Source organism: Lysinibacillus sp. NPDC094403, from assembly GCF_050278745.1.
In the GTDB taxonomy this organism is placed as follows: Bacteria; Bacillota; Bacilli; order Bacillales_A; family Planococcaceae; genus Lysinibacillus.
This window is the reverse complement of sequence record NZ_JBNNTL010000012.1, coordinates 1-18,411: the sequence shown is the minus strand read 5'-3', so window position 1 is coordinate 18,411 and position 18,411 is coordinate 1. Positions and strand designations below refer to the sequence as shown.

30 protein-coding genes and 1 pseudogene are annotated in these 18,411 nt (G+C 39.5%); all 31 read left to right on the top strand.

The genetic code is table 11. The features are described 5' to 3' along the window. The first annotated feature begins 24 nt into the window (after nucleotides 1–24). A complete protein-coding gene (locus tag ACQKMV_RS16600; RefSeq protein WP_068986547.1) occupies nucleotides 25–786 on the top strand; it encodes an ABC transporter ATP-binding protein in 762 nt (253 codons plus the stop codon). Further along, entirely contained in the window at nucleotides 776–2,764 is a 1,989-nt protein-coding gene (locus ACQKMV_RS16595; protein WP_427505259.1) for an FtsX-like permease family protein, read from the top strand. The genes ACQKMV_RS16600 and ACQKMV_RS16595 overlap by 11 nt, the downstream gene beginning before the upstream one ends. 163 nt (nucleotides 2,765–2,927) lie before the next feature. Next, a complete protein-coding gene (locus tag ACQKMV_RS16590) occupies nucleotides 2,928–4,244 on the top strand; it encodes a Na+/H+ antiporter family protein (protein WP_427505257.1) in 1,317 nt (438 codons plus the stop codon). A gap of 380 nt (nucleotides 4,245–4,624) precedes the next feature. Continuing rightward, complete coding sequence (rpsJ, locus tag ACQKMV_RS16585; protein WP_004233624.1) at nucleotides 4,625–4,933, top strand: 30S ribosomal protein S10; 309 nt, start codon at nucleotides 4,625–4,627, stop codon at nucleotides 4,931–4,933. A gap of 43 nt (nucleotides 4,934–4,976) precedes the next feature. Next, on the top strand, nucleotides 4,977–5,606 hold the full coding sequence (gene rplC / locus ACQKMV_RS16580; RefSeq protein WP_049662843.1) for a 50S ribosomal protein L3: 630 nt from the start codon (nucleotides 4,977–4,979) through the stop codon (nucleotides 5,604–5,606). A 26-nt stretch (nucleotides 5,607–5,632) separates the two neighbouring features. Further along, nucleotides 5,633–6,256 carry a 50S ribosomal protein L4 gene (gene rplD, locus ACQKMV_RS16575; protein ID WP_197142513.1) on the top strand — a complete coding sequence of 208 codons (624 nt, stop codon included), beginning with the start codon at nucleotides 5,633–5,635 and terminating at the stop codon, nucleotides 6,254–6,256. Continuing rightward, nucleotides 6,256–6,540, top strand: a complete 285-nt coding sequence (gene rplW / locus ACQKMV_RS16570; RefSeq protein ID WP_004233628.1) for a 50S ribosomal protein L23 — start codon at nucleotides 6,256–6,258, stop codon at nucleotides 6,538–6,540. Before rplD ends, rplW begins: the two co-directional genes overlap by 1 nt. Nucleotides 6,541–6,587: 47 nt before the next feature. After that, complete coding sequence (gene rplB, locus ACQKMV_RS16565) at nucleotides 6,588–7,418, top strand: 50S ribosomal protein L2 (protein WP_427505256.1); 831 nt, start codon at nucleotides 6,588–6,590, stop codon at nucleotides 7,416–7,418. A 60-nt stretch (nucleotides 7,419–7,478) separates the two neighbouring features. Continuing rightward, nucleotides 7,479–7,757: a 30S ribosomal protein S19 gene (rpsS, locus tag ACQKMV_RS16560; protein ID WP_049662848.1), complete on the top strand. Its 279-nt coding sequence runs from the start codon at nucleotides 7,479–7,481 to the stop codon at nucleotides 7,755–7,757. A gap of 22 nt (nucleotides 7,758–7,779) precedes the next feature. Then, on the top strand, nucleotides 7,780–8,124 hold the full coding sequence (gene rplV, locus ACQKMV_RS16555; RefSeq protein WP_004233639.1) for a 50S ribosomal protein L22: 345 nt from the start codon (nucleotides 7,780–7,782) through the stop codon (nucleotides 8,122–8,124). Between the two features lie 3 nt (nucleotides 8,125–8,127). Beyond that, the gene (gene rpsC, locus ACQKMV_RS16550) at nucleotides 8,128–8,781 is read left to right on the top strand and encodes a 30S ribosomal protein S3 (RefSeq protein WP_049662850.1); all 654 of its coding nucleotides are present in this window, start codon (nucleotides 8,128–8,130) and stop codon (nucleotides 8,779–8,781) included. A 1-nt stretch (nucleotide 8,782) separates the two neighbouring features. Then, nucleotides 8,783–9,217: a 50S ribosomal protein L16 gene (gene rplP, locus ACQKMV_RS16545; RefSeq protein WP_010860599.1), complete on the top strand. Its 435-nt coding sequence runs from the start codon at nucleotides 8,783–8,785 to the stop codon at nucleotides 9,215–9,217. After that, the gene (gene rpmC, locus ACQKMV_RS16540) at nucleotides 9,207–9,407 is read left to right on the top strand and encodes a 50S ribosomal protein L29 (RefSeq protein ID WP_049662852.1); all 201 of its coding nucleotides are present in this window, start codon (nucleotides 9,207–9,209) and stop codon (nucleotides 9,405–9,407) included. The genes rplP and rpmC overlap by 11 nt, the downstream gene beginning before the upstream one ends. Before the next feature lie 18 nt (nucleotides 9,408–9,425). Beyond that, nucleotides 9,426–9,689: a 30S ribosomal protein S17 gene (rpsQ, locus tag ACQKMV_RS16535; RefSeq protein ID WP_053482810.1), complete on the top strand. Its 264-nt coding sequence runs from the start codon at nucleotides 9,426–9,428 to the stop codon at nucleotides 9,687–9,689. 43 nt (nucleotides 9,690–9,732) lie between these two features. Further along, entirely contained in the window at nucleotides 9,733–10,101 is a 369-nt protein-coding gene (gene rplN, locus ACQKMV_RS16530) for a 50S ribosomal protein L14 (RefSeq protein ID WP_004233650.1), read from the top strand. Nucleotides 10,102–10,136: 35 nt separating this feature from the next. After that, entirely contained in the window at nucleotides 10,137–10,445 is a 309-nt protein-coding gene (gene rplX, locus ACQKMV_RS16525) for a 50S ribosomal protein L24 (protein WP_053482809.1), read from the top strand. Between the two features lie 27 nt (nucleotides 10,446–10,472). Beyond that, the gene (rplE, locus tag ACQKMV_RS16520; protein WP_427425617.1) at nucleotides 10,473–11,012 is read left to right on the top strand and encodes a 50S ribosomal protein L5; all 540 of its coding nucleotides are present in this window, start codon (nucleotides 10,473–10,475) and stop codon (nucleotides 11,010–11,012) included. Between the two features lie 22 nt (nucleotides 11,013–11,034). Beyond that, nucleotides 11,035–11,220: a type Z 30S ribosomal protein S14 gene (locus ACQKMV_RS16515; RefSeq protein WP_004233656.1), complete on the top strand. Its 186-nt coding sequence runs from the start codon at nucleotides 11,035–11,037 to the stop codon at nucleotides 11,218–11,220. A 29-nt stretch (nucleotides 11,221–11,249) separates the two neighbouring features. After that, nucleotides 11,250–11,648: a 30S ribosomal protein S8 gene (rpsH, locus tag ACQKMV_RS16510; protein WP_008181717.1), complete on the top strand. Its 399-nt coding sequence runs from the start codon at nucleotides 11,250–11,252 to the stop codon at nucleotides 11,646–11,648. Nucleotides 11,649–11,678: 30 nt separating this feature from the next. Further along, entirely contained in the window at nucleotides 11,679–12,218 is a 540-nt protein-coding gene (gene rplF / locus ACQKMV_RS16505; RefSeq protein WP_402927294.1) for a 50S ribosomal protein L6, read from the top strand. Nucleotides 12,219–12,250: 32 nt separating this feature from the next. Then, complete coding sequence (gene rplR / locus ACQKMV_RS16500) at nucleotides 12,251–12,610, top strand: 50S ribosomal protein L18 (RefSeq protein WP_427505254.1); 360 nt, start codon at nucleotides 12,251–12,253, stop codon at nucleotides 12,608–12,610. A gap of 21 nt (nucleotides 12,611–12,631) precedes the next feature. Further along, nucleotides 12,632–13,135 carry a 30S ribosomal protein S5 gene (rpsE, locus tag ACQKMV_RS16495; protein ID WP_249075422.1) on the top strand — a complete coding sequence of 168 codons (504 nt, stop codon included), beginning with the start codon at nucleotides 12,632–12,634 and terminating at the stop codon, nucleotides 13,133–13,135. 13 nt (nucleotides 13,136–13,148) lie between these two features. Then, complete coding sequence (gene rpmD / locus ACQKMV_RS16490) at nucleotides 13,149–13,331, top strand: 50S ribosomal protein L30 (protein WP_053482805.1); 183 nt, start codon at nucleotides 13,149–13,151, stop codon at nucleotides 13,329–13,331. 34 nt (nucleotides 13,332–13,365) lie between these two features. Further along, nucleotides 13,366–13,806: a 50S ribosomal protein L15 gene (rplO, locus tag ACQKMV_RS16485; protein ID WP_427425614.1), complete on the top strand. Its 441-nt coding sequence runs from the start codon at nucleotides 13,366–13,368 to the stop codon at nucleotides 13,804–13,806. Next, the gene (gene secY / locus ACQKMV_RS16480) at nucleotides 13,806–15,101 is read left to right on the top strand and encodes a preprotein translocase subunit SecY (RefSeq protein ID WP_427425613.1); all 1,296 of its coding nucleotides are present in this window, start codon (nucleotides 13,806–13,808) and stop codon (nucleotides 15,099–15,101) included. The genes rplO and secY overlap by 1 nt, the downstream gene beginning before the upstream one ends. 70 nt (nucleotides 15,102–15,171) lie before the next feature. Further along, nucleotides 15,172–15,825 (top strand): adenylate kinase, encoded by a 654-nt coding sequence (locus tag ACQKMV_RS16475; RefSeq protein WP_427425612.1) that lies wholly within the window; start codon nucleotides 15,172–15,174, stop codon nucleotides 15,823–15,825. Nucleotides 15,826–16,236: 411 nt separating this feature from the next. Further along, nucleotides 16,237–16,455: a translation initiation factor IF-1 gene (infA, locus tag ACQKMV_RS16470; RefSeq protein WP_004233690.1), complete on the top strand. Its 219-nt coding sequence runs from the start codon at nucleotides 16,237–16,239 to the stop codon at nucleotides 16,453–16,455. Nucleotides 16,456–16,492: 37 nt separating this feature from the next. Next, entirely contained in the window at nucleotides 16,493–16,606 is a 114-nt protein-coding gene (rpmJ, locus tag ACQKMV_RS16465) for a 50S ribosomal protein L36 (RefSeq protein ID WP_000868344.1), read from the top strand. Nucleotides 16,607–16,630: 24 nt separating this feature from the next. Continuing rightward, nucleotides 16,631–16,996, top strand: a complete 366-nt coding sequence (rpsM, locus tag ACQKMV_RS16460; protein WP_004233729.1) for a 30S ribosomal protein S13 — start codon at nucleotides 16,631–16,633, stop codon at nucleotides 16,994–16,996. Between the two features lie 25 nt (nucleotides 16,997–17,021). Next, nucleotides 17,022–17,411, top strand: coding sequence for a 30S ribosomal protein S11 (gene rpsK / locus ACQKMV_RS16455; RefSeq protein ID WP_004233731.1), 390 nt, complete (start codon nucleotides 17,022–17,024; stop codon nucleotides 17,409–17,411). Between the two features lie 139 nt (nucleotides 17,412–17,550). Next, nucleotides 17,551–18,324, top strand: a pseudogene (locus ACQKMV_RS16450) (DNA-directed RNA polymerase subunit alpha); the annotation flags it as partial. Between the last annotated feature and the right edge of the window lie 87 nt (nucleotides 18,325–18,411).

The window sequence follows — 18,411 nt, the reverse complement described above, 5'->3', positions numbered from 1 at the left end:
AACTATAGAAGGGGGCGTTTACCAGTGGCAGTTTTAATTGGTCGTAAAGTAAAAAAGGTATATGGAAAAAAATCAACAGCTCAAGAGGTTTTAAAGGGCATTGATTTAGAAGTGAATAAAGGTGAATTTGTCGGCATTATGGGACCATCAGGCTCAGGAAAAACAACACTTTTAAACGTTTTGTGTTCGATTGACTTTGCAACAGAAGGTGTCATTGAAATAAATGGTCAAAACCTACGTGGTATGAAGGAGAAGGCGCTAGCTAATTTCCGCCGTGAGCAATTAGGGTTCATATTCCAGGATTATAATTTATTAGATACATTGACGGTGAAAGAAAATATTCTACTCCCATTAGCCATTAGTAAACTACCGAAGGCTGTTGCGGAGAGTCGTTTAAAGGAGCTTACACACTTACTAGGTATTACCGAGATTTTAAACAAATACCCAAACGAAATATCAGGTGGTCAAAAGCAACGTACATCGGCAGCTCGTGCACTTATTACAAATCCATCGCTTGTATTTGCTGATGAACCTACAGGCGCACTTGATTCAAAATCAGCTACTGCACTTTTAAAAAACCTACAAAGTATTAATGAGACAAAAAAAGCAACGATTATGATGGTTACGCATGATGCGGTGGCAGCAAGCTTTTGTACACGCGTTTTGTTTTTAAAAGATGGACTCATTTATAGTGAGCTATATAAAGGGGATAAAACGAGACAGGCATTTTTCCAAGAGATCATGCATACGCAAAGTGTGCTAGGTGGTGACGGTTATGAGTCTTAGTAAACTCGTGTTACGCAGCATGAAGAAAAATATGAAGCACTATTATTTATATTTCTTCGCACTTATTTTTAGCGTTACTTTATATTTTTCCTTTGTGACATTGCAAAATAACCCTAACGTGCTAGCTACTGTACAGGAGAGCGGTACAGCCACAGCAGGCTTTGAAGCAGCAACATATATGTTGTACTTTATTATTTTGTTTTTCGTACTTTATGCAAACCATTTATTTATGAAGCGTCGCAGTAAGGAAATAGGCTTGTATCAGCTGATAGGGATGACAAAGGGGCTTATCGTACGCTTATTGGCGGTAGAAAGTATCCTATTATTTGTAGGTGCGGTCGTTTTAGGTATGCTTGCAGGGTTCTTCAGCTCACGCTTATTTGCAATGATTTTACTGCGCGTACTAGAAAAAGAGGCACTTGTGACGATGACATTTAGTACGCAAGCACTTCAACAATCCGTTGCAGTATTTGCCATTCTACTAGTAATTGTACTTGTGCAAATGGCTTGGATGATTCATCGTGTATCACTACTGTCACTATTTACAGCTGCTAAACAAGCAGATGAGCGTGTAAAACGATTTAGTCCACTACAAATGGTCATCGGTTTTTTAGGTCTTGTGTTAATTGTATATGGCTACTATGCATCAACAAAGTTATTTGATATTGACAATTCAGGAAATTTATTTTTAAATATGATCATTATTTTAGCTTCTACCATTGGTGGAACCTTTCTTGTATTCCGTTTTTCCATAGCATTTATTATGAATTCAGTTCGCCTAAAGAAAAATGGCCATTTATCTGTACATGATGTACTCGCATTAACACCAATTATGCATCGTATGAAAAGTAATGCAAAATCATTGACGCTCATTACTGTTTTAACGGGTGTATCACTCGGGATTGCCACATTAGCATATATTTCGTATTATTCATCAGAAGCACATGCACATAGTCGAGTACCTGGCGACTATATATTGCTTGAAGATAATAATCAGGATTTTTTTAAAAAGCTAGAAGAAAATAATATTGCTTATAATAAAATAGACTACCGATTACAGGGTGTAACAGCGGCAGTTGGACAATTAATACCAGAAGAAGATCAACAAGAAGGTAATCCTTTTAATAATATGGAAGGAACTATTTATACAATTCCACTTTCTGATTATCAACAAAGAGTTCCTGAGGCATCAGTATCTGGTAATGAAGCCATCTTAACAAACTATGGTGGGTATATGGAAGCGATGTTCAAGTTAGAGAAAGACCGAGATATTGTAGTATCTGCGGGAGAGCTTGAGGAAACATTCCATGTTGTAGATATTCAAAAGGAAAGTATTATTAGTGGAATTGTGACTAGTGGGCCAGGAGGACCTATTTTTGTAGTATCAGATGAAGTATTTGAAAAGCTTGCTACAAAATCTGATCTTTTCCAATTTCATAAACAAACTACTATTATGTTAAAGTCGAAAAGCGATATAGACTTAGCTGAGAAATTGTATAAACAAACAATAGGTTCAGGTGTTATATCTGTTAGAGATAGCGAAGGCAAAACAATGAAATTTACGCAAACATCTTATGAAGGTGAGCGTCAAGAGAATATTGAAACATTAGGCACAACAATTTTTACAACGGCATTTTTAGCTTTAGCATTTTTAATGACAACAGGTAGTATTTTATACTTTAAACAAATGTCTGAGGCTGAAGAGGAGCGAGCTTCTTATACGATATTAAGAAAGATTGGCTTCGCTGAAAAAGATATTATGAAAGGTATATATATGAAACAAGCCTTTAACTTCGGTGTTCCATTAATAATAGGGTTACTCCATAGTTACTTTGCTGTTAAGTCGGGATGGTTCTTCTTTGGATCTGAGTTAACAGCACCATTATGGATTGCTATGAGCTGCTATATAGCGTTATATGCTATCTTCGCTATACTTTCTGTTGGCTATTATAAAAAAGTCATTCGTGAATCGTTATAATAGGAAGAAACAAAAAAACAGTGTGATTTTAAGATCATACTGTTTTTTTGGTGTTTGAATTTGGAAAGTTTTTGTAGGTTCATAAAAACATCTTGACTTTCAACTATTAGACTATTAAAGTTTAGTGTGTTAGTAATCTAGTGTACGAAAGTGAAGTGTTGAAATGAATGCAGTAATTGTGGCAGTGGCTGTCATGTTAATATTAAGTTTGCTCCGTATTAATGTTGTTCTTTCTCTTGTATTGGGGGCCTTTGCGGGAGGTCTATCAAGCGGCATGGGTATAGAAGCAACTGTACAATCATTTACAGAAGGATTAGGAGCAGGCGCAACGATTGCTTTAAGTTATGGATTGCTTGGTGGTTTCGCTATTGCCATTTCAAAAACAGGAATCCCTGAATTAATGATTGCAGGGATTTTAAAGATATTAAATAAAAACGGTTCAAGTAATCGACAAGGTTTAGTAAAGGTTTTAATATTCTTACTGATTTTTATGATGTCTATTTTCTCACAAAACTTAATTCCAATTCATATAGCCTTTATTCCATTATTGATACCTCCAATCTTAAAGGTTTTAAATATGCTAGAAGTTGACCGACGAATTATCGCAACATTAATTGCTGTTGGTTTAGTAGGTACATATAGTTTCGTACCTGCTGGTTTCGGAGCTATATTCCAAGATATCGTTTCTACTCAAGTAACTAAGGCAGGTATGGAGGCATCTTCACATGATGTACCAGTAGCGATGGCTATACCAGTTCTAGGGATGTTAATTGGATTATGTGTAGCCTTTTTCGTTTACCGAAAACCTCGACAATATCAAAATAACGATGTTGAGACAGAGTCTTTAAATGTTAATGTTAGTAAGTTTGTTATTGTTTCTACAGCTGCAGCTTTAATTGTCTCTCTATGTGCACAAATTTATACTGATTCAATGATTGTAGGTGCTTTTGCAGGAATTATGATTATGTATTTTACTGGGGCACTTAAATGGAAAGAGGCAGATGAGATTCTTTCAGAAGGAATGAAGATGATGGCCTTTATTGGTTTTGTTATGATTGCTGCAAATGGCTTTGCATCTGTTATTAACGCCACGGGCCATGTAGATAGCTTAATTACAAACTCATTAACAATTCTTCAAGGGAATAAGAGTCTAGCTATATTTATTATGTTGGTCATTGGTTTAATTGTGACGATGGGGATTGGATCATCCTTTGCAACAGTACCTATCATCGCAACCTTATTTGTGCCTCTTGCACAAGGGTTAGGAATGAGTCCTTTGGCGATTATTTGTCTAATAGGTACAGCAGGTGCTTTAGGTGATGCAGGCTCTCCTGCTTCAGATTCTACTCTTGGACCAACAGCAGGTTTAAATGTAGATGGACAGCATAATCACATTTGGGATACGTGTGTGCCAACGTTTATCTTTATTAATATCCCACTTATTATATTTGGCTGGGTTGCATGTGTGTATTTCTTATAAATTGATAGAAAGAGCGGTCTCTAAATATTAGAGACTGCTTTTTAACATATTGGCATCGCTTAATTGTTAGAAATGTCCGAAAACGTTGATATAACAGCATTATGTGTTGCAAAGTGCAATGAAATTTTATATACTAATAAACGGCTTAGATAAGCGATAAATATCAGTAAAAATATTAGTAGTAGGAATAACTGCAACATTTAAAAGAATTTAGCTAAAAGACTTGCTTATTCTTTTTTTATTGTGTATAATGTTGAATGTTGGTCTTTGACTGCGATGAAACGAGAGGTTGCCGACACACCCGGCCGCTTTGCCATGGCGGTGTGTTGGAAAATTTTCGTGGAGAATGTCTAGAAAATAGGCGAGAAGGAGGGAAAATAATGGCAAAACAAAAGATTCGTATTCGTTTAAAAGCGTATGATCACCGTATTTTAGATCAATCTGCTGAGAAAATCGTGGAAACTGCAAAGCGTTCAGGTGCAAGTGTATCAGGTCCGATTCCACTTCCAACTGAGAAGTCTGTGTACACAATTCTACGTGCTGTTCACAAGTACAAAGATTCTCGTGAACAATTCGAAATGCGTACGCATAAACGTCTGATCGATATCGTTAACCCAACACCACAAACTGTTGACGCGTTAATGAAACTTGATTTACCATCTGGCGTTGATATCGAAATCAAACTTTAATGGTAAAAATATAACTTTTTAAAACTTACAGGAGGTGTGACAAATGGCTAAAGGAATCTTAGGTAGAAAAATTGGTATGACACAAGTTTTCGCTGAAAACGGCGATTTAATCCCGGTAACAGTTATCGAAGCTACTCCAAACGTAGTACTTCAAAAGAAATCTGTTGAAACAGACGGCTACGAAGCTATCCAAGTTGGTTTCGAAGACAAGCGTGTTAAGCTTTCTAACAAACCAGAACAAGGTCACGTAGCAAAAGCGAACACTGCTCCTAAGCGCTTCATTCGTGAATTCCGCAACGTGAACGTAGCAGAATACGAAGTTGGTCAAGAAGTCAAAGTAGAAATTTTCGCAGAAGGCGATGTAATTGATGTAACAGGTGTTACTAAAGGTAAAGGTTTCCAAGGTGTAATTAAACGCCATGGTCAATCTCGTGGTCCTATGGCCCACGGTTCTCGTTACCACCGTCGTCCTGGTTCAATGGGTCCAGTTGCTCCGAACCGCGTATTCAAACAAAAGAAATTACCTGGTCAAATGGGTGGCACAGTAGTTACAATCCAAAACTTAGAAATCGTGAAAGTTGATGCGGAACGTAACTTACTACTTGTTAAAGGTAATGTTCCTGGTTCTAAAAAAGCTCTAGTTACAGTTAAAACTGCAATTAAAGCTAAGTAATCACCTAAGGAAAGGAGGAAACAGGAATGACAAAAGTATCTGTACTTAGTCAAACAGGTGCTTCAGTTGGTGAAATCGAATTAAACGATGCGATCTTCGGAATCGAGCCAAATGAAGCAGTATTATTCGACGCTGTAGTAGCACAACGCGCTTCTCTTCGTCAAGGTAATCACAAGGTTAAAAACCGTTCTGAAGTTGCTGGTGGTGGTCGTAAACCATGGCGTCAAAAAGGAACTGGACGTGCTCGTCAAGGTTCTATCCGTTCTCCACAATGGCGCGGCGGTGGTATCGTATTCGGTCCAACTCCACGTAGCTATTCTTACAAATTACCTAAAAAAGTTCGTCGCTTAGCTCTTAAATCAGCTTTATCAGCTAAAGTTGTAGAACAGAACTTCTTAGTTCTTGATGCTCTTTCATTAGCAGCACCAAAAACAAAAGAATTCACAAAAATCCTTAAAGATCTTTCTTTAGAGAAAAAATCTTTATTCGTAACTGCTGACCTAGATGAAAACGTAGCATTATCTGCTCGTAACATCCCTGGTGTAACAGTTTTAACTGCAAATGGAATCAACGTTCTTGATCTATTAGGTCATGAAAAAGTTGTATTCACAAAATCTGCAGTAGAAAAAGTTGAGGAGGTGCTTGGATAATGGAAGCACGTGATATTTTAAAACGTCCGGTCATTACTGAGCGTTCTTCAGAACTTATGGCAGAGAAAAAGTATACTTTCGAAGTAGACACTCGCGCTAACAAAACTCAAGTAAAAGACGCTGTAGAAGAAATCTTTGGTGTAAAAGTTGAGAAAGTAAACGTTCTTAACTACAAAGGTAAATTCAAACGCGTTGGCCGTTATGGTGGTTACACTAACAAACGCCGTAAAGCGATTGTTAAATTAACTGCTGACAGCAAAGAAATCGAATTATTCGAAATGTAATCCTTTATGGATTTATGATTTGAACAATCAAGAAGGAGGGAAACACAATGGCGATTAAAAAGTATAAACCTACCTCTAATGGTCGTCGTAATATGACGTCTTTAGACTTTGCGGAAATTACAACTAACAAGCCTGAGAAATCATTGCTTGAACCAACTAAACGCAAAGCTGGTCGTAACAACCAAGGTAAAATCACTGTTCGTCATCATGGCGGTGGACATAAGAAGCAATACCGTGTTATCGATTTCAAACGTGTAAAAGATGGCATTCCGGCTAAAGTTGCTACTATTGAATATGATCCAAACCGTTCTGCGAATATCGCATTAATCAACTACGCTGATGGAGCAAAAGCTTACATCTTAGCACCTAAAGGTCTAGAGGTTGGTCAAACAATCGTTTCTGGTCCAGATGCTGATATTAAAGTAGGTAACGCATTACCATTAGCAAACATTCCAATGGGTACTACAATCCATAACATCGAGTTAAAACCTGGTAAAGGTGGACAATTAGTACGTTCTGCTGGTACTTCTGCACAAGTACTTGGTCGTGAAGACAAATACGTAATCGTTCGTCTACAATCTGGTGAAGTACGTTTAGTATTAGCTACTTGCCGCGCTACAATCGGTCAAGTTGGTAACGAACAACACGAACTTGTAAACATCGGTAAAGCAGGTCGTAGCCGTTGGTTAGGTAAACGCCCAACAGTTCGTGGTTCTGTAATGAACCCTAACGATCACCCACACGGCGGTGGTGAAGGACGTTCTCCAATCGGACGTAAATCACCAATGACTCCTTGGGGTAAACCAGCACTTGGTTACAAAACTCGCAAGAAGAAAAACAAAACGGATAAATTCATCATCCGTAGTCGTAAAAAATAATGTGGTTAAACTACGGTTCTATGTGAGGGCCGTGGTGGAATCACGAAGGGAGGTTCCTACATGGGTCGCAGCTTGAAAAAAGGACCTTTTGTTGATGACCACTTAATGAAAAAAGTGGAAGCGCAAGAGGCTTCTGAGAAAAAACAAGTTATTAAAACTTGGTCTCGCCGTTCTACAATTTTCCCTACTTTTATCGGTTTAACGATTGCTGTTTATGATGGACGTAAACACGTTCCTGTATACGTAACAGAAGATATGGTAGGCCACAAACTTGGTGAATTCGCACCAACACGTGCTTACAAAGGTCACGGTGCAGACGACAAGAAAACAAGACGCTAATTTTGAGAGGAGGTAAATCCTAATGACACAAGCTAAAGCTATCGCTCGTACAGTTCGCATTGCTCCTCGTAAAGTACGTCTAGTAGTAGACTTAATTCGAGGCAAGCAAGTTGGTGAGGCAGTTGCAATTTTACGTCATACTCCAAAAGCGGCGTCTCCAGTCGTTGAGAAAGTATTAAAATCTGCAGTTGCTAACGCTGAGCACAACTACGATCTTGACATCAACTCTTTAGTAGTTTCTGAAGTATTCGTTGATGAAGGTCCAACATTAAAACGTTTCCGTCCACGTGCACAAGGACGTGCAAGCGCAATTAACAAACGCACAAGCCACATTACACTAGTGGTATCTGAGAAGAAGGAGGGCTAATCCGTGGGTCAAAAAGTACATCCAATAGGACTGCGCGTTGGTATTATTCGTGACTGGGAGTCAAAATGGTACGCTGAAAAAGACTATGCAACTCTACTTCACGAAGACATCAAAGTGCGTAAATATATTGAAACGGCTCTTAAAGACGCTTCTGTTTCTAAAGTAGAAATCGAACGTGCTGCAAACCGTGTAAACATTACAATTCACACTGCGAAACCAGGTATGGTAATCGGTAAAGGTGGTTCTGAAGTTGAAAACCTTCGTAAATACCTTAGCGATTTAACTGGTAAACGTGTACACATCAACATTATCGAAATCAAACGTGCTGATCTTGACGCTCGTCTAGTAGCTGAAAACATCGCTCGTCAATTAGAAAACCGTGTATCATTCCGTCGTGCGCAAAAGCAAGCGATCCAACGCACAATCCGTGCTGGTGCAAAAGGAATTAAAACACAAGTATCTGGTCGTTTAGGTGGCGCTGATATCGCGCGTGCTGAACACTATAGTGAAGGAACTGTTCCACTTCATACTCTACGTGCTGACATCGACTATGCACACGCAGAAGCTGACACTACTTACGGTAAATTAGGCGTTAAAGTATGGATCTACCGTGGTGAAGTTCTTCCTACGAAGAAATCTGTGGAAGGAGGCAAATAATATGTTATTGCCTAAACGCGTAAAATACCGTCGTGAACACCGCGGAAACATGCGTGGCGAAGCGAAAGGCGGTAAAGAAGTATCTTTCGGCGAATGGGGCTTACAAGCTCAAACAGCTAGCTGGATCACTAACCGTCAAATCGAATCTGCACGTATCGCGATGACTCGTTACATGAAACGTGGCGGTAAAGTTTGGATTAAAATCTTCCCACACAAACCTTACACTAAAAAACCTCTAGAAGTCCGCATGGGTTCTGGTAAAGGTTCTCCTGAAGGTTGGGTAGCAGTAGTAAAACCAGGAAAAGTAATGTTCGAAATCGCTGGTGTATCTGAAGAGATCGCACGTGAAGCACTTCGTTTAGCATCACATAAGCTTCCTGTTAAATGTAAGATCGTAAAACGTCAAGAAACTGGTGGTGAATCTAATGAAAGCTAATGAAATCCGTGACCTTGCCACTTCTGAATTAGAGTTAAAAGTGAAATCACTGAAAGAAGAGCTTTTCAACCTTCGCTTCCAATTGGCGACTGGTCAATTAGAAAACACAGCTCGTATTCGTGAAGTGCGTAAAGCAATCGCGCGTATGAAAACTGTTATTCGTGAAAGAGAAATCAGTGCAAATAACTGATAAAGGAGGTTTTCAAGTATGACTGAGCGTAATCAACGCAAAGTTTACACGGGCCGCGTTGTTTCAGATAAAATGGACAAAACTATTTCTGTTTTAGTTGAAACTCACAAAAAGCACAAGCTTTATGGTAAACGTGTAAAATACTCTAAAAAGTTTAAGGCTCATGATGAGTTAAACACAGCGAAAATCGGTGATATCGTACGTATCATGGAAACTCGCCCGCTATCAGCTACTAAACGTTTCCGTCTAGTTGAAGTTGTAGAAAAAGCGGTTATTATTTAATAACTATTTCGGAACAACCAATTTCCGAAGGGAGGTAACCTAAGTGATCCAACAAGAAAGTCGTATGAAAGTTGCTGACAACTCAGGTGCACGTGAAGTTCTTACAATTAAAGTCCTTGGTGGCTCTGGCCGTAAAACTGCTAACATCGGTGATATCGTTGTTTGTACAGTTAAGAAAGCAACACCAGGTGGCGTTGTTAAGAAGGGTGACGTTGTTAAAGCTGTTATCGTTCGTACTAAATCAGGCGTACGTCGTAAAGATGGTACGTACATCAAATTTGATGAAAATGCTTGTGTAATTATTCGTGATGATAAATCACCACGCGGAACTCGTATTTTCGGACCTGTTGCACGTGAATTACGTGACAGCAACTTCATGAAAATCGTTTCTCTAGCTCCAGAAGTTCTTTAATTTCATGACAGTGCCAATCAAGGAGGTGCGACAGCATGCATGTAAAAAAAGGTGACAAGGTTAAGGTAATCACTGGTAAGGATAAAGGCAAAGAAGGCGTTATTCTTGCTGCTTACCCTAAACAAGATCGCGTTCTTGTTGAAGGTGTGAACATCGTGAAAAAACACGTAAAACCTAACCAATTGAATCCACAAGGTGGTATTGTAAGCCAAGAGGCTGCAATTCACGTTTCGAACGTAATGCTAATCGATCCTAAATCTGGCGAGCCGACTCGTGTAGGTTATAAAATCGAAAACGGTAAAAAAGTTCGTGTTGCAAAAAAATCAGGTGCAGTAATCGACTAATTTCTATAGAAGAAGGGAGGTACACAAATGAGCCGCCTAAAAGAAAAATATTTAAATGAAGTTTCATCTGCTCTTATGAGCAAATTTGGATATAAATCAGTTATGCAATTGCCGAAAGTTGAGAAAATCGTTATCAACATGGGTGTTGGTGACGCAGTTCAAAACTCAAAAGCATTAGATGCAGCTGTAGAAGAATTAACAATTATCACTGGTCAAAAACCAGTTGTAACTAAAGCGAAAAAATCGATTGCAGGTTTCCGTTTACGTGAAGGTATGCCAATCGGTGCTAAAGTTACATTACGCGGTGAGCGTATGTATGAATTCTTGGATAAATTAATCTCAATTTCACTACCTCGTGTACGTGACTTCCGTGGTGTTTCTAAAAAAGCATTCGATGGTCGCGGTAACTACACTTTAGGTGTTAAAGAGCAATTAATTTTCCCAGAAATCGATTACGATAAAGTTTCAAAAGTACGCGGTATGGACATCGTGATCGTAACGACAGCGAATTCTGATGAAGAAGCTCGCGAGTTATTGACACAATTCGGTATGCCGTTCCAAAAGTAATTTAAACAAGGAGGGCGAAAACGTGGCTAAAAAATCTATGATCGTTAAACAACAACGTAAGCAAAAATTTAAAGTGCAAGAATATACACGTTGTGAACGCTGTGGCCGTCCACACTCTGTATATCGCAAATTTAAACTTTGCCGTATTTGTTTCCGAGAACTTGCATATAAGGGACAAATTCCTGGCGTGAAAAAAGCCAGCTGGTAATCCCCTAATTTGGGAAGGAGGTAAATGTAATGACAATGACTGATCCGATTGCAGATATGCTTACTCGCATTCGTAATGCGAACATGGTTCGTCACGAGAAGTTAGAAGTACCAGCTTCCAACGTGAAAAAAGAAATCGCTGAAATTTTAAAGCGTGAAGGTTTCGTACGTGACGTAGAATACGTGGAAGACAACAAACAAGGTATCATCCGTATCTTCTTAAAATACGGTAAAGATAACGAGCGTGTTATCACTGGTTTAAAACGTATTTCTAAACCTGGTCTACGAGTATATGCAAAAACAAATGAAGTGCCTAAAGTACTGAACGGTCTTGGTATCGCTTTAGTGTCAACTTCACAAGGTTTATTAACAGATAAAGAAGCTCGCGCTAAACAAGTTGGCGGCGAAGTTCTAGCATACGTTTGGTAATTAGCAATAAATGAATGGAGGTGCAACTAAATGTCTCGTGTAGGTAAAAAAATTATCGAGGTACCAGCTAACGTAACTGTTACTGTTGCAGCTGACAACAATGTTACTGTTAAAGGTCCTAAAGGCGAACTTGTTCGTTCTTTCCACCAAGATATGAAAATTGAGCAAGAAGGTAACGTAATCACAGTATCACGTCCTTCTGACTCAAAAGAACACCGCACAAACCACGGTACAACTCGTGCGCTATTAGCGAACATGATTACTGGTGTTTCTGCAGGTTTCGAAAAATCATTAGAACTTATCGGTGTCGGTTACCGTGCGCAATTACAAGGTAAAAAACTTGTTCTTAACGTAGGTTACTCTCACCCAGTTGAGTTCACACCTGAAGATGGTCTAGAAGTAGAAGTTCCTTCTAACACTAAAATCATCGTTAAAGGTATTAGCAAAGAACGCGTTGGCGCTCTTGCATCTAACATCCGTGACGTTCGTCCACCAGAGCCGTACAAAGGTAAAGGTATCCGTTACGAAGGCGAATACGTTCGTCGTAAAGAAGGTAAAACAGGTAAATAATGCTGCCTAAGCATTAGAAAGGAGTGACCCTTGTGATTACGAAACAAGATAAAAATCAGGTTCGTAAAAAACGTCATGCACGCGTACGTTCTAAAATTTCGGGTACTGCTGAGCGTCCACGCTTAAACGTATTCCGTTCTAACAAGAACATCTACGCGCAACTTATCGATGACGTAGCAGGCGTAACAATTGTTAGCGCATCTTCTCAAGAAAATGGTTTTGATGGTGCTGGTAGCAATGTTGATGCTGCAACTAAAGTCGGTGAATCAATCGCAAAACGCGCTACGGAAAAAAATATTACTGCTGTAGTATTTGACCGTGGTGGTTACTTATATCATGGACGCGTAAAAGCTTTAGCTGAAGCTGCACGTGAGAACGGTTTACAATTTTAATAAAAAGGAGGGACACATTTCATGAGTCGAATTGACGCAAACAAACTTGGAGAACTTGAAGAACGCGTAGTTACTATTAACCGTGTTGCTAAAGTTGTTAAAGGTGGACGTCGCTTCCGCTTCACAGCATTAGTTGTAGTTGGCGATAAAAACGGTCACGTTGGTTTCGGTACTGGTAAAGCTCAAGAGGTGCCAGATGCTATCCGTAAAGCTGTTGAAGATGCGAAGAAAAACTTAATCGAAGTGCCACGCGTAGGTGGAACAACTCCACACTTAGTGCAAGGTCGCTTTGGTGCAGGAGAAATCCTAATTAAACCTGCTGCTCCTGGTACAGGAGTTATCGCCGGTGGTCCAGTACGTGCCGTACTAGAACTTGCTGGTATTACTGATATTCTTTCAAAATCTCTTGGAACTAACACACCAATCAATATGGTGCGTGCAACTATTCAAGGTTTAACTGAATTAAAACGCGTAGAGGACGTAGCTAAATTACGTGGTAAATCAGTGGAAGAACTATTAGGATAAGGGGGGAAAGATAATGGCTAATAAATTAGAAATCACCCTTACAAAATCTGTGATTGGTTCTAAACCAGCACAACGCAAAACTATTGAAGCTCTAGGTTTACGTAAATTACACCAAACTGTTGAGAAAGCTGACAATGCAGCAACTCGCGGTATGATTGATGTAGTAGCTCACTTAGTTACTGTAAAAGAAAACTAATTTTTAATTAACGAACAAGGAGGTGCCATCCAATATGAAACTTCATGAGTTAAAACCAGCAGAAGGTTCCCGTAAAGTACGTAACCGCGTAGGTCGCGGTATCGGTTCTGGTAACGGTAAAACTGCAGGTAGAGGTCATAAAGGTCAAAACTCTCGTTCTGGCGGCGGTGTACGCCCTGGATTCGAAGGTGGTCAAAACCCTTTATTCCGTCGTTTACCGAAACGCGGCTTTACTAACATTAACCGTAAAGAGTACGCGATCGTTAATCTTGACACATTAAACCGTTTTGAAGATGGTGCAGAGGTAACTGCTGCATTATTACTTGAAACTGGTCTTGTGAGCAATGAAAAAGCTGGAATTAAAGTTCTTGGAAACGGAACTCTTGATAAAAAGCTTACAGTAAAAGCTCATAAATTCTCAGCTTCAGCTAAAGAAGCAATCGAGAATGCCGGTGGAACTACTGAGGTGATTTAATGTTTCAGACGATCTCTAACTTTATGCGTGTTCGAGATATACGAAATAAAATCATTTTCACTCTTTTAATGTTAATCGTTTTCCGTATTGGTACGTTTGTACCGGTACCAAACGTTGACGCTAATGTATTAAAGGCAACTGATGAGTACAATCTCGTTGGTTTCCTCAATACTTTTGGCGGTGGTGCTTTGAAAAACTTCTCTATCTTTGCGATGGGAATTATGCCTTACATCACTGCTTCAATTATTGTTCAGTTATTGCAAATGGACGTAGTACCGAAATTTGCTGAGTGGGCAAAGCAAGGTGAAGTCGGAAGACGTAAACTTGCTCAATTTACTCGTTACTTTACAATTATTCTTGCCTTAATCCAATCATTCGCGCTCTCATTTGGATTTAATAAAATGTATGGCGGAACTTTGATTAAAGAAGAAGGAATTTTAACATATGTTACGATTTCTATTGTATTAACAGCGGGTACAGCATTCCTAGTATGGCTTGCTGAACAAATTACTGCGCATGGTGTTGGTAATGGTATTTCTGTTATAATTTTCGCAGGTATCGTTGCGGCATTACCGAATGGCATTAACCAAATCTATGCACAGCAAATCGAGGGTGCTGGTGATAAGCTATTTATCAATCTAGTGATTCTTGGTTTACTTGTTTTAGTTATGCTTGCAGTTGTTGTTGGAGTTATCTACGTGCAACAAGCACTACGTAAAATTCCAATTCAATATGCAAAACGCGTTACAGGACGTAACCAACAAACTGGCGGTCAACAAACGCATTTACCGTTAAAAGTTAATGCTGCAGGGGTTATTCCGGTAATCTTTGCTTCAGCGTTTCTAATGACACCACGTACGTTAGTTCCGTTCTTGGGTGATAGTGGTTTATCAACATTCATTCAAAACACTTTTGATAATACAAAACCTGTTGGGATGATTGTTTACATCGCATTGATCGTCGCGTTCACATATTTCTACGCATTCGTACAAGTGAATCCAGAAAATGTGGCAGATAACTTGAAAAAGCAAGGTGCTTACATTCCAGGTATTCGTCCTGGTGAAAGCACACAAACGTATTTAACAAGCGTGTTATATCGTCTGACATTTGTCGGTGCGATTTTCTTAACTGTTATTTCAGTAATGCCGATTATATTCATAAAATTTATGAATCTACCTGCCACAGTGCAAATCGGTGGTACTAGTATTATTATCGTAGTCGGCGTAGCGCTCGAAACGATGAAACAGCTAGAATCTCAACTTGTTAAACGTCACTACAAAGGCTTTATGAAGTAATGTTGGTTTTTAGGGAACGTTCTATCGTTTCCTGAAATCAGCAAACCTTTTGTGGGAGGAATATTTCCGTATGAATATCGTTTTAATGGGTCTGCCAGGTGCTGGTAAAGGTACACAGGCAGATAAAATTGTTGAGAAGTACGCGATTCCTCATATTTCTACAGGCGATATGTTCCGTGCTGCTATTAAAGATGGTACAGAACTAGGCTTGCAGGCTAAATCGTTTATGGATCAAGGTGCTCTTGTACCGGATGAAGTAACGATTGGTATTGTTCGTGAACGACTTGGTAAACCTGATTGTGAAAAGGGCTTCTTATTAGATGGATTCCCACGTACGGTTCCTCAAGCTGAAGCTTTAGACAGCATTCTTGCTGATCTTGGTAAAGCTATTGAACATACAATTAACATCCAAGTTGAAAAAGATGAGCTAGTTGCTCGTCTATCGGGTCGTCGTATTTGTAAAACTTGTGGTACATCTTATCATCTAGTTTTCAATCCTCCAGCTGAGGAAGGAAAATGTGATAAAGATGGCGGCGAGCTTTATACACGTGCGGATGATAATCCTGAAACGGTTGCAAACCGTCTGGAAGTAAATATGAAACAAGCACAACCATTACTTGACTACTATGAAGTAAAAGGTGTGTTAACAAATATAGATGGACAGCAAGATATTAACAAAGTGTTTGCTGATCTTGATGCTCTATTACAGGGCAGCCGCAGCTGATACCCGGCTCCGGGCGCAGAATACTGCTTCCGCGGGAGGCATGCGGGAGCAACAACGAAGCATAATTTTTTTGAGAGTTGCAAAAGCATATTGTGCCCGGTATATATTTCTTTTAAAAAGTGCAACATTACTTTTGGAAGAGTATAATGGGTTTCGTGGAAGCATCTGTGTAACGGGTATGAATATCTCATCCTAGACATTCCGGTATTCGTGTAAACATGGGAAATCAGTGTCCTTACTGGTCCTGTATATTCCGTGGATTGTGTGAAACGAAACCAGACGAGCGTCTTTCAACATCTCTCATACAATCCAAACATATGTTGAAACGAGGTTGCATCTATAGTTGCAGCAGATATCCGTTTGATGTAACGATGAGAACTTTAATTTGCATATAGAGAGGAGACAGAGTAGATGGCGAAAGATGATGTAATTGAAGTCGAAGGAACAGTTGTTGAGACTTTGCCAAACGCGATGTTTAAGGTAGAATTAGAAAATGGACATGTGATTCTAGCACACGTTTCGGGTAAGATTCGTATGCACTTTATCCGTATTCTACCGGGAGATAAGGTTACTATCGAGTTATCTCCTTATGATTTAACTCGCGGTCGTATCACATACCGTTTTAAATAATCTTTTGCGCTCCGGACTATTAAGGAGGTTAGGTTAGATGAAAGTGAGACCATCTGTGAAACCGATCTGCGAAAAATGTAAAGTAATTCGCCGACGCGGTAAAGTAATGGTAATCTGTGAAAATCCTAAACACAAACAAAAACAAGGTTAATTCTAAAGGAGGTGCACAACGTACATGGCACGTATTGCTGGTGTTGACATTCCTCGCGACAAACGCGTGGTAATTTCATTAACGTACATTTTCGGTATTGGTAAAACTACAGCTCAGAAAGTACTAGCTGACGCAGGTATTTCAGAAGATACACGCGTACGCGACTTAACTGAAGATGAGTTAAACAAAATCCGTGAACAATTAGATTCATACAAACTTGAAGGTGACTTACGTCGCGAAACTTCATTAAATATTAAACGTCTGATGGAAATCGGTTCATTCCGTGGTATCCGTCACCGTCGTGGTTTACCTGTTCGTGGTCAAAATACGAAGAACAATGCGCGTACGCGTAAAGGTCCTCGTAAAACAGTTGCGAACAAGAAAAAATAATAAGTAAAGGAGGTTCCTTCTTAACATGGCTCGTAAACAACAAACTCGTAAACGTCGTGTGAAAAAGAATATCGAATCTGGTATCGCTCACATTCGTTCTACATTTAACAATACAATCGTAACGATTACAGATATGCAAGGTAACGCTGTATCTTGGTCAAGTGCTGGTGCTCTTGGTTTCCGTGGTTCACGTAAATCTACACCATTCGCTGCTCAAATGGCTGCAGAAACTGCTGCTAAAACTTCCCTTGAACATGGTCTGAAAACGTTGGAAGTAACTGTTAAAGGTCCTGGTGCTGGTCGTGAAGCTGCAATTCGTGCACTTCAAGCTGCTGGTTTAGAAGTAACTGCTATTAAAGACGTTACTCCAGTTCCTCATAACGGTTGCCGTCCGCCAAAACGTCGTCGCGTGTAATGGGTGCGTCTCATATTGTATGAGAACATCATTTTTTGTACAGACTGTCTTGTGCAGATAATAAACGATACGTCAATGACGATCGAATCTATGATGGAAAGAACCTATACAATCGATGTTTTGAAGGAGGGTAAATAAAATGATCGAAATTGAAAAACCAAAGATTGAAACGGTGGAGATCAGCGAAGATTCCAAATATGGAAAGTTTGTTGTAGAACCGCTTGAACGCGGATATGGAAACACTTTGGGTAATTCTTTACGTCGTATCCTTCTGTCTTCATTACCAGGAGCTGCTGTCACTTCAATTCAAATTGACGGTGTTCTTCACGAATTCTCAACTGTAGAAGGCGTTGTAGAAGATGTAGCTTCAATTATTTTGAATGTGAAAAAACTAGCTCTTAAAATCTACTCTGACGAAGAAAAAGTTATTGAGATTGATGTAAAAGGCGATGGTACAGTTACAGCTGCTGACATTACACATGACAGTGATGTAGAAATTTTAAACCCGGATCTATATATTGCAACAATCGCTAAAAACGGTCATTTACGTATGCGTATGTACGCACAACGCGGCCGTGGTTACACTCCTGCTGATCAAAACAAACGTGAGGATCTTCCTATCGGCGTGATCCCGATCGACTCTATTTACACTCCAGTATCACGCGTCAATTTCCAAGTGGAAAATACTCGTGTAGGTCAGTCTTCTGACTACGATAAACTTTCTCTTGATGTGTGGACAGATGGTAGCATCGGTCCGAAAGAGGCGATTTCGCTCGGAGCAAAAATTTTAACCGAGCATCTAAACATCTTCGTTGGCATGACAGATGAGGCACAAACAGCTGAAATCATGGTCGAAAAAGAAGAAGATCAAAAAGAAAAAGTTTTAGAGATGACTATCGAAGAACTTGATCTATTATTAATTGCCAAGAGGTACACGCTAAGTGAAGTGGTTGATTGGAGTGGAGACTGAGCGACTCCTTGGGGATTAGCGATAGAGGAA